16 protein-coding genes, 1 pseudogene and 1 riboswitch are annotated in these 14149 nt (G+C 37.9%); of the genes and pseudogenes, 4 read left to right on the forward strand and 13 right to left on the reverse strand.

All coding sequences use genetic code 11. The features are described from left to right. Position 1 precedes the first annotated feature (1 nt). Positions 2–1177 carry a M56 family metallopeptidase gene (locus AEQU1_RS04545; RefSeq protein WP_111879168.1) on the forward strand — a complete coding sequence of 392 codons (1176 nt, stop codon included), beginning with the start codon at positions 2–4 and terminating at the stop codon, positions 1175–1177. A gap of 27 nt (positions 1178–1204) precedes the next feature. Further along, positions 1205–1360 carry a hypothetical protein gene (locus AEQU1_RS04550; protein ID WP_181566711.1) on the forward strand — a complete coding sequence of 52 codons (156 nt, stop codon included), beginning with the start codon at positions 1205–1207 and terminating at the stop codon, positions 1358–1360. Positions 1361–1477: 117 nt separating this feature from the next. Here AEQU1_RS04550 and AEQU1_RS04555 read toward each other — a convergent pair whose 3' ends face one another. Together AEQU1_RS04555 and AEQU1_RS04560 are read right to left on the reverse strand one after the other, a co-directional pair. Continuing rightward, the gene (locus AEQU1_RS04555; RefSeq protein ID WP_111879169.1) at positions 1478–3415 is read right to left on the reverse strand and encodes a M1 family metallopeptidase; all 1938 of its coding nucleotides are present in this window, start codon (positions 3413–3415) and stop codon (positions 1478–1480) included. 111 nt (positions 3416–3526) lie between these two features. Further along, positions 3527–4792, reverse strand: a complete 1266-nt coding sequence (locus tag AEQU1_RS04560; protein ID WP_111879547.1) for a sodium:proton antiporter — start codon at positions 4790–4792, stop codon at positions 3527–3529. Between the two features lie 286 nt (positions 4793–5078). Between AEQU1_RS04560 and AEQU1_RS04565 the strand changes: the two genes are divergently transcribed. Continuing rightward, positions 5079–6284: a site-specific integrase gene (locus tag AEQU1_RS04565; protein ID WP_111879171.1), complete on the forward strand. Its 1206-nt coding sequence runs from the start codon at positions 5079–5081 to the stop codon at positions 6282–6284. 118 nt (positions 6285–6402) lie between these two features. Beyond that, positions 6403–6594, forward strand: a pseudogene (locus AEQU1_RS04570) (YkvA family protein); the annotation flags it as partial. A gap of 7 nt (positions 6595–6601) precedes the next feature. Here the strand turns inward: AEQU1_RS04570 and AEQU1_RS04575 are convergent. The 11 genes from AEQU1_RS04575 to AEQU1_RS04620 form a co-directional block, all read right to left on the reverse strand. Further along, positions 6602–6811, reverse strand: coding sequence for a universal stress protein (locus tag AEQU1_RS04575; RefSeq protein WP_258455125.1), 210 nt, complete (start codon positions 6809–6811; stop codon positions 6602–6604). 31 nt (positions 6812–6842) lie between these two features. Beyond that, complete coding sequence (locus tag AEQU1_RS04580; RefSeq protein ID WP_111879174.1) at positions 6843–8030, reverse strand: MFS transporter; 1188 nt, start codon at positions 8028–8030, stop codon at positions 6843–6845. A 19-nt stretch (positions 8031–8049) separates the two neighbouring features. Next, complete coding sequence (locus AEQU1_RS04585; protein ID WP_111879175.1) at positions 8050–8394, reverse strand: DUF190 domain-containing protein; 345 nt, start codon at positions 8392–8394, stop codon at positions 8050–8052. Then, positions 8391–9704, reverse strand: a complete 1314-nt coding sequence (locus AEQU1_RS04590) for a voltage-gated chloride channel family protein (protein ID WP_111879177.1) — start codon at positions 9702–9704, stop codon at positions 8391–8393. Before AEQU1_RS04590 ends, AEQU1_RS04585 begins: the two co-directional genes overlap by 4 nt. A 55-nt stretch (positions 9705–9759) precedes the next feature. Further along, positions 9760–10338 carry a phosphatase PAP2 family protein gene (locus tag AEQU1_RS04595; protein WP_111879178.1) on the reverse strand — a complete coding sequence of 193 codons (579 nt, stop codon included), beginning with the start codon at positions 10336–10338 and terminating at the stop codon, positions 9760–9762. Between the two features lie 36 nt (positions 10339–10374). Next, entirely contained in the window at positions 10375–10965 is a 591-nt protein-coding gene (locus tag AEQU1_RS04600; protein WP_111879180.1) for a phosphatase PAP2 family protein, read from the reverse strand. A gap of 16 nt (positions 10966–10981) precedes the next feature. After that, positions 10982–12634 (reverse strand): alkaline phosphatase PafA, encoded by a 1653-nt coding sequence (gene pafA, locus AEQU1_RS04605; RefSeq protein ID WP_111879181.1) that lies wholly within the window; start codon positions 12632–12634, stop codon positions 10982–10984. Positions 12635–12637: 3 nt separating this feature from the next. After that, on the reverse strand, positions 12638–12895 hold the full coding sequence (locus tag AEQU1_RS16270; RefSeq protein WP_258455127.1) for an inorganic diphosphatase: 258 nt from the start codon (positions 12893–12895) through the stop codon (positions 12638–12640). Positions 12896–12915: 20 nt separating this feature from the next. Continuing rightward, entirely contained in the window at positions 12916–13185 is a 270-nt protein-coding gene (locus tag AEQU1_RS16275) for an inorganic diphosphatase (protein WP_258455128.1), read from the reverse strand. A gap of 2 nt (positions 13186–13187) precedes the next feature. After that, on the reverse strand, positions 13188–13562 hold the full coding sequence (gene crcB / locus AEQU1_RS04615; RefSeq protein WP_111879183.1) for a fluoride efflux transporter CrcB: 375 nt from the start codon (positions 13560–13562) through the stop codon (positions 13188–13190). Between the two features lie 15 nt (positions 13563–13577). Then, positions 13578–13639, reverse strand: a riboswitch (Fluoride riboswitch). Between the two features lie 184 nt (positions 13640–13823). Next, positions 13824–14126, reverse strand: a complete 303-nt coding sequence (locus tag AEQU1_RS04620; protein ID WP_258455129.1) for a DMT family protein — start codon at positions 14124–14126, stop codon at positions 13824–13826. Positions 14127–14149: the final 23 nt, after the last annotated feature.

A 14149-nucleotide genomic window follows, 5' to 3' on the forward strand; every position in this document is an offset into this window, starting at 1 on the left:
TATGGAAATGTACATTTTAAAATCCGCTGCCTGTCTCGCTCTGTTTTTCACTTTTTACAAACTGTTTTTGGAAAACACTTCCATTCACAATTTTAAGCGTTTTTATTTATTTGGGAGCTTATTGGCATCCTTCTTAATTCCGTTAATAACGTTTACAACTTACGTAGAAACTTCGGCATTTATTGCAGCTTATACAGAAGGAACTCCACAACTTATTTTTAGTGAAACTGAACAAGCCATCAATTACTGGCACTATGTTTTATGGACGGTTTACGGCCTGGGAGTTTTATTTTTCAGTTTGAAATTTTTCAGGAATCTTTTCGGATTAATTCAACAAATACGAAAGAACCCGAAGTACCGAAACAACAGTTTTATAAATGTTCTTTTAAAGGAAACTGTAATTCCACACACTTTTTTAAACTATATATTTCTGAATAAGGCACAATTTGAAAACCACGAAATTCCTGCGGAAGTTATGCTTCACGAAGAAGCACATGCAAGGCAAAAACACAGTTTGGATGTGATTTTTGTTGAAATTTTACAGATTTTGTTTTGGTTCAATCCCTTGCTTTATTTTCTAAAAAGAAGCGTTAAACTAAACCATGAATTTTTGGCAGACCGCGCCGTTTTGAAAGCTGGCGTAGAAACTTCAGTCTATCAAAAAATATTATTGGCATTCTCATCAAATGCTGTTACGCCTTCACTGGCACATTCAATCAATTATTCATCCATCAAAAAACGATTTACAGTTATGAAAACACACACCTCAAAGAGAGCCATTTGGCTTCGAAGTCTTTTGCTACTACCATTATTATCAGTCTTGATTTATGGGTTTAGCACGAAAGAAGTTGTAAAAAAGGAAATTCAATCAGAGATTGTTCAACAAAAAGCCACTGAAGCAGAGCTTGCTGAATACAACAAACTGGCAAAAAAATACAACGCAGTGGACATTGAAAAACGAATCATAAAAAAGAATGATTTGGAACGGCTGGAAATAATTTATAAAAAAATGACCGATGCGCAAAAGTCAAATGCGGAACCTTTTCCTGAATGTATTCCGCCACCGCCGCCAGCTCCAAAAGTGAAGAAAGGTAAGGAAAGCGACATTCCACCGCCACCGCTGCCAGCTCCTAAAGTACCTTCAGCAGAAAACGGAAATTTATATACGCCAGCCTAAGCACCTCCCGTTCCAAATTTAGATCCTGTGGAATATATAAAGGAATTAGGGAAACGCGGAGCAACTTTTTATATAGGCCCGCATAAATACAGTACAGATGAGGCGATTGAATTGGTGCGGAAAAGTAAAGAAGCTACCATTGATGTCAGCAAATACCCAGATGTACATTTGGGCGGTTGTTAACTTTAAGTGTTTAGTTCTTGACTGCACTTCGACTGCGCTCAGTGTGCCACGCTCGAATGAATAAAAAAATGGTTCCAAACTTTAAATTTGGAACCATTTTTCCTTTATTAGAATTTTTTAAAGTTTATTCCAGGTATCGTTCAAAACATTAACATCTGGCAACATTTTGTTGGGGTCCAAAACCACACGCTGCACTTGTTTGGTAGTTTTTAAGAGGTGTTCCCAGCTATTGCCGCGCTGCCAAATTTCAACTGGAAGCAGAATATTTTCGGTTGTTTTGTCAACATAAGTCACTTGAAGTTGAACAGGCATCGGGATCTGTCCATCATTTTCAAGCGTAATTAGGTAGTTTCCCGAATATGGTTTCACGTCTGTTATACCCAAATCTATGTTTCCATTGCCGTAAAACCAACCTTTCCAAAACCACGATAAATCTTCACCTGCAACATTTTCTATATGGTTAAAAAAATCATTCGGTTGCGGATGTTTAAATGCCCAAGTATGAATATAGCTTTTAAAGGCATTATCAAAACGTTCTGGCCCGAGAATATATTCGCGAAGCAAATAAAGTCCAATTGCAGGTTTATAATAGGCGGTATAAGCAAGATTTCGTGAATTTGCAACGTCAGGATATGTATCGATCCCCTCCCTGTTTTCATTGGTGAGATATTGCACCAAATTGCGCGGAGCATCTTGGTTTGAAACAAACTCGCCATTATTAAATGCTGCCGAACTATAATGGTTTATAAAAGTATTAAAACCTTCGTCCATCCAAGGGTAGCGACGCTCATTGCTGCCAACGATCATAGGGAACCAGTTGTGTCCAAATTCGTGATCGGTAACGTCCCAAAGATCTGCAGACCCCCTATTTTTATATTCGCAAAAACTAACCCCAGGATATTCCATTCCGCCAACACTGGCGGCTACATTTATAGCATTTGGATAAGGGTATGAAAAATAGGTTTTAGAATAAAATTCTATGGATGCTTTTGTAAATTCAGTAGAACGTGACCAGGCTATTTCTCCATCACTTTCTTTAGGATATACAGATTGTGCTAATGCAGTTTTCCCTTCTGGAAGGTTAATTTTTGCAGCGTCCCAAATAAATGCTTTTGAAGACGCCCAAGCTACATCGCGCGTATTTTGCATTTTAAAGTGCCAAGTAACCATTCCATTATTTTTTGTATGAGTGGCTGGTTTACCTACCTCTTCAGGGGTTATAATGTAAACTGTTTTATCGCTTTTAGCTGCAGCTGCCAAACGCTCTTGTTGCGTTTTAGTCAACACTTCTTTTGGATTTTCCAAGGTACCAGAACAAATTACTGTTTGATCAGCTGGAGCAGTAATTTTCACATCGTAATTTCCATATTCGCAATAGAATTCACCTGCTCCCAGATAAGGATCGGTATTCCAACCAACAACATCGTCAAAAACGCAAACTCTCGGGTACCATTGTGCAATGGCGTAAATGGTTCCGTCTTTAACATCAAGTCTCCCCATCCGGTCCATTCCTTCAACGGGAACTTTAAATTTGAAATTCATTTTTATATCAACTTCGCCACCTTTTGCAGCCAAAGGTTTATCTAGCCAAACCTGCATACGGGTATCTGTGATTAAATATTTTGAAGAAGTGCCTGTTTTAGTTTTTGCTGAAACATTACTCAATTCAAAACCGCCTTCTACATCACCATTGTAACGGTTTCCCTGAACGGGTGTTGTGAGCGTTCCACGTGAATTTTCAGTGAAACGATCTTGTTCCAAATAAAGCCAAACAAACTCTAAAGCCTCTGGACTGTTGTTTGTGTAGCGAATGGTTACATTTCCAGAAACGGTATGGTTGATATCATCTAAGGTTGCTTCCAAATTGTAGTCTGCAGAATTCTGCCAATACTCTGGTCCCGGTTTTCCCGAGGCTGAACGGTAGACATTTCCTTGTCTGTATGAAAAGTTATCGAAAAGATTTTGGTTGTCTGGGACTACTTCCTGCGCTGAAATTACTACAGAAAAAGTGAAAAGGAGCAGCGAAAAAAGAAAGCTGCTTTTTGAGTATGTCATTTTTTATTAATTAAGGAGAGATTGCGAAGTTAATAAATGAGATGTAAAAATCTTGTTAAAACAATTGGTCATTCAAAGTTGGATTCAATTAGAAATAGAAGTCAATTATATTTAATGTAGTGGATCTTGATTTGAATTTGTGGGAATCAATCTTTTCACCAATTTGCCTACAGAAAGACCTTGTACTAATATGGAAAATACCACGACCACATATGTTATTACTAAAAATAATTCGCGATGCATTACTTCGGTAAGCCCAAGAGCTAATGCAATTGAAATACCTCCGCGGAGGCCAGCCCAAGTCATAATTTTTGCGGTATGGGGAACAAAATTCAACTTCCTTTTAAAGAAATTTACGGGTAAAAGTATAGACGTATATCGACTAAACAGTACCACAGGAATAGCGAGTAGCCCTGCTAAAATATAGATTCCCTTAAACTCCAGCGCAAGCATTTCCATACCAATCAAAACGAACAAGATGGTATTGAGAAGAATATCAATAAGCTCCCAAAATTTGTCTACATAGGATTCTGTTAATTCGCTCATGGCTCCTTGCCTAACAATATCGTTACCAATAAAAAGACCTGCTGTTACCATTGCCAACGGAGCAGAAACATGAAGGCGCTCAGCTAAAACTGTTCCGGCCATTACTGCTGCCAAAGTAATTATAACCTCAATATCATAATCATTGATTGTTTTTAAAAGGCGGTATGTAATCCACCCCAAAAGCAAGCCGAGAGCTATTCCACCAATTACCTCAATTCCAAATAATTTTAAAACCCCTAGCGTGCTTACTTCGTCAACACCCAAGTTTGCAACTTCAAAAATGGTAAGAAAAACCACGACGCCTACACCGTCATTAAAGAGAGATTCGCCTACTATCTTTGCTTCTAGATTTTTTGGCACTTTAGCTTTTTTCATAATTCCCAATACTGCTATTGGATCTGTAGGAGATATTAAAGCACCAAAAAGAATACAATAAAGATATTCCACCTCTAAGCCTGTAAGTTTCAACAGCATATAGAGAAAGGTACCGACCAAAAAAGTGGATAATAACACTCCCAGCGTAGAAAAAACCAAAATTGGCCAGCGTTGCACCTTCAATTGTTCAAAATTTGTATGGAGCGCGCCTGCAAAAAGAAGAAAACTTAGCATTATATCCAGAAGTGCTGTCCGGAAATCTATTTTGGTAATTATATATTTTTCGGCATTTAATAGAGTTGGATTAATATAACTAAGCGCGAAAACACCGAAGGTAAAAACTATGGTTATCAGCATAAGCCCAATGGTATTGGGCAGTTTTAAAAACCGTACATTTATGTAACCGAATGTAGCGGCAAGTGTAATTATTATGGTGATAATCAGAAAGTAATCCAAAGCATATAATTTGTTTAAATATACCTTTAAAATTACAGAATTTATAAATAAAAAAAGCTCCAAGTAAACTTGGAGCTTTGTTGTAGCGGGAACAGGACTCGAACCTGTGACCTTCGGGTTATGAGTGTTTGATACTCGTACATCATATTAATACAAATATGCTGATATACAATGTATTAAGCGACGTTCAATATTTTTTGATATCAATTAATAACAAACAAAACTAGCAAATGTTGTACCTATGTTGTACCTAAAATGATTATCTTTATAATCTAATAATTTTAATATGGCAACGGTAAGAGTAGTTTTGAGAAAAAAAAAGAATAAAGCTGGTCGATTCCCTATTGCCATACGGATAACTAAAGACCGCAAAAGTTCTTTCCTAAATACGGGACAATATATAGATGAAAAATTTTGGGACGAAAAAAATCGTAACGTGCGGAAGTCCCATCCTAACTCAAAGGTGCTTAACAATTTTATTGTCAGCAAAGTTGCAGAAGCTAATGATAAGGTTTTGAAATCTGAAATGAAACCAGAGTATGAATCAGTAGCAGAAATTAGGAATAAGATAGTAGAAAAGAAGGGATTCGATTTCTTTATTGTTGCTAATATGCATCTTCAAAATCTTAAAAACAGAAACAAACATCATCAATATGATACTGAGTTTGGCCGTTTAAAAAAGTTCAAGGAATTTTTAGGTAAGGATGTGCTTCCTTTCAATAAATTAAATGTTGCCTTACTTAAGAAATTTGAAACCTATTTATTGCACAGCAAAAAGCTTTCTCCAAGAACGGTTGTAAACTACCTTATTTTAATCAGAACAATCTATAATCTTGCTATTGCAGAATCTATCACGGACAGAGGACTATATCCTTTTGGCAAAGGTAAAATGACCATTAGAATTCCTGAATCTCAAAAAATTGGCTTTACAGCTAATGAAATACAAAAGTTTGAAAATGCCAAAGATATTACAGAAGCCCAACAAAAGGCAATCCATATATGGCTTATCAGTTTTTATTTTGCTGGTATTCGAGTTGGTGATGTCCTTCAGTTGAAGTGGGCGGATTTTAACGATGGTAGATTACTTTATCGTATGAACAAAAACAGCAAATTGGTTTCACTCAAAGTACCCGATAAGGCTATTGAAATTTTTGATAATTATAAGGATGATTCAGAAAGCAATGGTTTGGTGTTTCCTCAACTAAAACATATAGACCTTAATGACACAGAAGAAGTTTCAAAAAGGACACAATCTATTACCCGAAATCTAAATAGAAGATTAAAGATTGCTGTAAAGCAATTAGGTATAAAGAAAAACATCAGTATGCACATTGCAAGACATAGTTTCGGAAATATTTCTGGGGATAAAATCCCGATTCAGATGTTGCAAAAACTATATCGCCATTCTTCAGTAACTACAACCATACGTTACCAAGCTAACTTTATTCATAAAGATACTGATGATGCGTTGGATAGTGTTATAAACTTTTAGAGACGTTTATTTACGGCAATACATAGAAAAAAAAATCTGACAGACCAAATGTCTTATTTAGATGAAAAAATTAAAAACCTGGGCAAAAAAACTAAAGCAGCAATTAATTATGTTGCATTTGGCCTACAAAGACAGAAGAACACCTTGGTACGCTAAAGTGCTGATTTTTGTCATAATTGCTTATGCGCTAAGCCCCATCGACCTGATTCCTGATTTCATTCCGATAATTGGATATCTCGATGATCTAATTCTATTACCAATTGGTATTTATTTCGCCGTAAGGCTAATCCCTGAAAATGTAAAAGCGGAGTGCTCGATTAAAGCTGCTCTGCTTCTTTCTTTAGTACGATCGAGGCTTGTTCGTGGGTAATTCCGGCATCTATATTGCCCAAGGCCTTGGAATTTTCAATTACAAAAAGCAGAGCAGCTTTAACGCTCAATTGATGTATGAGCTCTAAGCCTTTTTTGGCGGCTTTCATTGAATATTCACTACTATCGACGGCGATTAAAATTTTCTTGTAGGCCATATCCCTTAATTTTTGCATTTACGAGTCATTATTAATGCTTCATTTGACTTTTGGTTTTGGGAACGAAAAATAACATAAACAGAAATACTAAGATACTCATTATTGCGGTAAGCAAAAAGGTGACCGATGCCCCGTAAAATGTCCATAACAATCCTGCGAACGCACTAGCGATCATCAGGGCGATGCTCTGCAAGGCGACAAAAAGCCCCATTGCTGTACCCACTTCTTCGTTTTTGACCAGACTTGCCACCCACGCTTTCGAAATGCCCTCGGTAGCTGCCATATAAATTCCGTAAATTCCAAAAAGCACATAAAAAAGCGAATTGGTGCTGGCCTCTGCCATTCCGAAGTAAATGCCGGAAAAAAGAATCAAACCGAAAAGGAATATTTTCTTTATACCGATACGGTCTGCCAATATGCCCAAAGGAAATGCGGCAAGTGCATAGATCAGGTTATAAAAGATATAGACCGTGAGCACATTGTTCTCGCTTCCCGTTGCTTCATTTACTTTTAGCAATAACAGCATATCCGAACTGTTGAAAAGGGCAAACGCGATAAGCCCGATAATCAACTTTTTGTAGGTGGGCGGTGCAACTTTCCAATAGTTGAAGAAAGAAAAAAAACCCGGTGACTTTTTTTCCGTTTTGGCAATTAATGGTTTTTCTTTGATAAAGTAGGTAATACCTACCGAGATAATCCCTGGAACAAAAGCGATATAAAAAAGCCAACGTAATTGCCCAGGATAAAAATATAAAAATAATAGAGCAAGTGCTGGACCAAATACCGCGCCCAGGGTGTCCCAACCTCTATGAAAACTGAATACCTGTCCTTTGGTTTCCAATGTAGCCTCTCCCGAAAGTAGCGCATCCCTTGGGGCGGTACGAAAACCTTTCCCCAGACGATCGGTAGTCCGTGATAAGAATATCCATACCGGAAATGTGAAAATGGCCATCATCGGTTTGGCAAGTGCGCTTAAAAAATAGCCCATCCGTACAAAAGGCATCCGCTTGCCCAGCCTATCGCTGCAATTGCCAAAATAACCTTTGCTCAACCCTGCGGTAGCTTCCGCAAGCCCTTCGAGCACTCCTATCAAAAATATTGAAAAACCGATGTTTTGCAGATAAACCGGAATAATGGGATACAGCATTTCGCTTGCGATATCCGCAAACATACTTACCAAAGAAAGTATCCAGACTAATCGGGTTATATTTTTAAACATTCAATTTGTGAATTATCTTTTAATTTTTCAGTTCGATCTCACTTTTTACCAATACTATTTTTGTTTCTTCAAGTAATTCTTTTTGATGTTGCAAAAAATTATTGATTCTTTCTTCTGTATCGGTTAATTCCACGACGTGGGGATGTTTAAAATGTCTTGTTTCACTTACACCCCAATGGATTTTTCCTTTTTCAAAATAGCCCTTGCTCACGTTAAAGTTGAGTGCTTGGGCCAAGTCGAAAGCTTTGGCTTTTTTTATCAGTTCGGAAGCAAAATCGCCTGCTTTCAACCTGTTCCAAAAAGAAAGGTTTTTTATTTTTTGACCGTATTCAAAGTAAATCCTAATAGTTATATGATTTTTCATTTATTATGGTTTTTATTTCTTCTATTTTTAATATCTGCTAACTGAAGTCCCTTTTCACGAGTATAGACTGGGTGTTTTGGGCTTCCTATAATTTGGGAAGAATAGACTCCTGAATGACCTGAAAACAAATATGCCGTACTACAAGCCAATGCAATAAACACCCCTGATTCGATCCCGAACAGTTCAATTCCCATAACCGTACAGGCGATAGGTGTATTGGTCGCCCCTGCGAAGACGGCCACAAAACCCATCCCCGCCAATAAACCCATTGGCAAGGGTATAAACCAAATCAAGACATTTCCCAAGGTTGCCCCAATGTAAAACAGAGGGGTAACTTCCCCTCCCTTAAAGCCTGCCCCGAGGGTAAATGAGGTGAACAAAAGTTTTAATAAAAAGTCATAAGAATTTAATTGGATATTGAAAGAATCTACAATAGTTGGGATGCCCAACCCGATGTATTTGGTAGTTCCCATAAAATAGATAGCAACTGCTAAAACAACCCCTCCAATTACTGGTCGGAAAGGCGGATAGTTTATATGTTTTTTAAACAAACTGCCCCAAAAATGTGTTGATTTGGAAAACAACATTCCCACCAGCCCAAAAATAATCCCCGCCAATAAGGCCCATAAAAGATTTGCGGGATTCATATTGGCCACTTCGCTTATATGGTATTGGGTATGGGAGATACCCCAAATTCTACAAAAATAGTCTGCAAATACCGCAGCCATAAAACTCGGGATAATCGCATCTAACCGTATTCTACCTAATACCAAAACTTCGAGGGCAAAAATTCCTCCAGCCAAAGGTGTTCCAAAAACCGAAGCAAATCCGGCACTTATACCTGCAATCAATACAATTTGACGATTGCGCTTCGAGAGCTTGAACAGTTTGGTAAATCTATCTGCAACGGCCCCGCCAACTTGTACCGCAGTACCTTCACGACCCGCTGAACCGCCAAATAAATGGGTCAGCACAGTCCCGAAAAGCACCAATGGAGCCATACGGAAAGGAATTGTTTTTTTAGGGGAATGGAATTCTTCGAGCAAAAGATTATTTCCCTTTACCACACTACTTCCATATAAATGGTAAGAGAGTCCAATTATAAAACCGCCAACGGGCAGTAAAGCGATAATCCATAAATGGGATTCCCGCCAAGCGGTTGCCCATTCCAAGCTCAAAAGAAAAAATGCAGAGATACTTCCGGCAATGGCACCGATTAATCCACAAATTAAAATCCACTTTAGTAGATAAAGTAAGGAAGGTATTTGCTCTATTGAGGTAAGAAAATTTCTAATTTTTTTCAATTTCATACTAACTTAACTAATGGTTTTACTTTTTGATTCTGAAATAAAATACTTCGAAGTGTTATTTACTTTTATCTTGTAACTTTTTTCTATAGAACATTAATAACTTACTTATCAGAAACCCTAAAACAATCCCTATAAATGCAGCTACTATCACATCGCCGGGATAATGAACTCCATTATAAATCCGGCTGTAGGTAACGAGAAGCGCCCAAAAACCCAATATCCATTTCAACCAGTTGAATTTTTTCGGTAAAATGAAAAACAAAAATGAAGCAAGGGCAAAAGCGTTGGCCGCGTGAGAAGAAACAAATCCATACTGTCCGCCCGGTCCAGCTTCACTCAAATGAATTAATCCTTGAAGCGAAGGTTCGTGAGAAGGGCGCAAGCGTTTAACGGTATGTTTTATAAGGTGTGAGGCTATTTGGTCGGCCAATGTAATGAGCAGCCCAATGGAAATGAAAATCGGGATGCTCTGCTTTTTATAATGCCAAACCAAAAGTATTGCAAGAAGCACATAAAATGGGACCCAAAATAACTTATCGCTTGCCCAGTACATTATAGGGTCAAAAAATGCATTATGCTGACCATTGAGGTAAAGGAAAAGCTTTGTGTCTATATTGTTTAATTTTTCTATCATATTTGATGAAAATTTGAATTAGATTTTAGAAAAAATTTATTTTTTAACGATGTATAGCCTCATTTTATGACAAAGAAAAGCTGATGTAATACCGATAATCATTCCGAACAAAACATCACTTGGATAATGAAGCCCTAAATGCAGTCGGGAATAGGCTACAAGTGTTGACCAAATATATAAAAGCAGGGTTAAAAACCGTTTGCCATATATTTTTGCAAGGGAAGCAACCAACGCAAACGTTAAAGTAGTATGCCCAGAGGGAAATGAAGGGCTTATACTTTCTTTGACGTTTTGTAAATAATCATAGGTAACGAATGGCCTTGGCCGGTCGATGCCATATTTAAAGGCCGCAGCAATAACGGCTGCCAAAAAAATTGAAATAATGACATACAGTATATTTTGAATTGCTGCTACCTCCTTTTTAGCCAATCCCTTTACCAATAAAAAAACAGGAACACTAAATACTATTGGATATGCCAAATTTGTAATAACCCTGAAGGTTTCATCCAAAGATTGATTCCTATTAAGGTAGATTTCTTTAAGCACCTCAATATCCAGGTTTTGTGCAATGGCGCAGGCAAAAAGAAAAAGTAGAATACCTACAATAAAGTTTATATTCCCATTCATTTTTATTAGTATTCGTTTATTTGGTAATCGCCATAATTGGCTTTCCCGTACACGCACTGGGTTCCATAATATTTAAAAACGATGCGATTGTTGGTGCTATATCGGTAATTTGAACTGATGCCGCGGTATTTCCTTTTTTAATGTTCCAGCCATACCATAAAAGGGGAACGTGGGTATCATAATTGTAAGTACTGCCGTGTGAAGTTCCTGTATGGGAATAGTCGTCCAACCATTGGGGTTCCAGCAATAAAGCAACATCCCCTGAACGTTTAGGGTAAAATCCATTTTGAATCAATTGCGCCGATTTATTTTTCAATATGGCGCCATTTAGCTGAAATGAGGTATAGGCATTCGCAATGCCTTCAAACTGAAGTGCAAAAGAGGCGATATAGTTTTCAATGCTTTTAAGGTCGATATTTTTATCCCTTAACTTTTTGTGGTCAAGGTAAATCTGGCCATTAATTACGGATGAAACCAATTGGGTTTCATCGTATTTTTTTTCTAAGTGGTCGTTTAAATCATCTGAAAAATCTTTATAATTAAAGTAGCCTGCGTTCATTTTTAAATCCATCATTTGCGAAGGAACATAAGCTGCGGCGTGGTCGGCAGTTAAAAAAAGTAAAAATCCATCCTTTCCATATTCATTTTCCAAATAGCTAATGATTTCTCCAAGGTCGCGATCCAACCGAAGGTATGTGTCTTCAACTTCAACCGACTGCGGCCCCATTTTGTGACCTACATAATCTGTAGAAGAAAAGCTTATGGCCAAGAAATCAGTATAATTACCTTTTCCCAAGTTCTCACCTTTTAAGGCCGCTAACGCCAGGTCTTTGGTCAGTGTATTCCCAAAAGGGGTATAACGTATCACGCCATAATCGTTTTTATCATACATTTTGGGCAGGTTATGCGGGAAAACAGGTTTATCCTCGCCCTTATAAAGTCCCTCGTAGGGATTATCATCAGCGGCGCTTTCGGTATATTGATCAATGGGCAAAAGTGTTTTCCAAGATTTGGATAAATACTTTTGCGCAAGATGTTGTGCGTTAAAATTACTTACCCATTTTGGCAATCTGTTTTCGTAATAGGTAGAAGTAATAAAGTTGCCCGTATCGGTGTCCAACCAATATGAACCATTGGATAAATGACCTCCCGGTAAAATCGCTGCCCTGTCTTTTTGGGAAACGGATATCACTTTTGATTTCATATTTGAATACAACCTCATTTCGTCACCAATTGTTGAGGATAGAAGATTTCGAGGGGACATTTTTCCCGCCTTTTCTGAATTGCTTCCCACCGTTTCAACTGTTGGATCATCTGTTACGTAGGTAGTTTTATCCGTTTCCCTGACAAACCAGTCGTTTGCAACAATACCGTTAAATGCTGGTGTCGTTCCCGTATACACAGAGGCGTGTCCTGGGCCGGTATAGGTGGGCGCATAATTGTAATGGGTATTTTTGCAATTGAAACCTTCGCTAATGAGTTTTTTAAAACCCTTGTCCGAAAATTTATCGTAATATTTTGAAAGGTAATCGTACCGCATTTGGTCAACAACAATGCCCACTACTAATTTAGGCTTTTTGTTTGTCTCTTGCTTATTTTGAGCTTTGGTGGTTTGTGCACAAAGTGAAAGCGAAAATAGGCTTCCGATAATAATTGCTGTTAATTTCATAAGTTAATTTTGGTTTTTAAATTCATTTTGATAATCAGTAATGGCTTTTTTAATAATCTGGATGGCGGTTTCGACATCTTGAAACTCGTTTACTTTTACTTCTTTGTTTTCCAGTTTTTTATAATCCTCAAAGAAGTTTTGCAATTGCAGGATGAAGTGAGCTGGAAGTTCAGAAACATCGTTGATGTGATTGACGCTCATATCATTTTGGGCGACCGCGATTATCTTATCGTCGGCTTCGTTATTGTCTATCATCCGCATTACCCCGATTACTTTGGCCTCTATGATACAAAGGGGCTCTGCACCTCGATTTGAGACAGCACCAGAATATCAAGCGGATCGTGATCCTCGCCCAAGGTTTGGGGAATAAAACCATAATTTTCAGGATAATTGACCGAGGAAAACAATACGCGATCCAGCCGGAGCATTCCCGTTTCCTTGTCCAGTTCATATTTTGCCTTGCTCCCTTTGGGTATTTCAATAATCGCCTGAACCACTTCAGGCTGTTCGTTTCCGATAGGCACATTATGCCAAGGATTAAAATTTTTCATAATCATATTTTTGTTACAGTTATTCCACCAAAAACCGCCAATAATCCAACTGAAAAACTACTTATGGCGTAGATGGCAAAAGTGAAGTAGTTGGAATTCTGAAGTAAGATTGTATTTTCTAAAGTGAAGGATGAAAATGTTGTGAAGCCACCGCAGAAGCCGGTTGCTAGAAAAAGGCGCAGTTCAGGGGTCAACCATTCAAAGCGTTGCCCCAGTCCAAAAACGACCCCGATCAACAGGCAGCCCAATATATTCGCGGCGAAAGTTCCATACGGGAACGCGGACAGGAAGTGTTTGGTCAACCCTATTGCACTGAGGTATCTTGCAATACTTCCCGAAAAACCACCAGTGCCCACCAATAAAAAAATCCTACCCATAACCGTTTTAGATTAAATTGAGTAGGAGTCATTAGCTTTTTACGCGGTTATTGGCGAACTCCATCGCCTTTGATATGTTAAGTGTGCAAAAATAAGATTATTATTCACAATCACTATTCATTTTTATTTTTTTGAGTAAAAGATTATGTTTTTAAGCTTGATTCTTCTTTGAATCCTTTATGCTTAAAGTGGTTTTTTATTTTTTGAAAATAAAATAGACGGCTAGGATCAAAAAGCCAAACCCGATCAAATGATTGATCTTTAAAGTTTCGTTTTGAAGAAGATAAGTGAAAAAACCACAAAGACTGTGAGCGTAATCACTTCCTGAATAACCTTTAACCGCATCAAAGAAAAAGGCCCGCCATTTTCATCAAAGCCGATACGGTTGGCAGGAACCTGAAAACAGTATTCAAAAAGGGCAACACCCCAACTGATCAGGATTATCGCGACAAGACCGAACTTGGAGAAGCCCTTCCATTCACTAAATTTCAGATGCCCGTACCAGGCAAAGGTCATAAATGTATTGGATAGGATCAGTAACAGAATGGTTGAAATAGCTTTCATAATTTTGTCTATAAATCTATTAT

Source organism: Aequorivita sp. CIP111184, assembly GCF_900489465.1.
Taxonomy (GTDB): Bacteria; Bacteroidota; Bacteroidia; order Flavobacteriales; family Flavobacteriaceae; genus Aequorivita.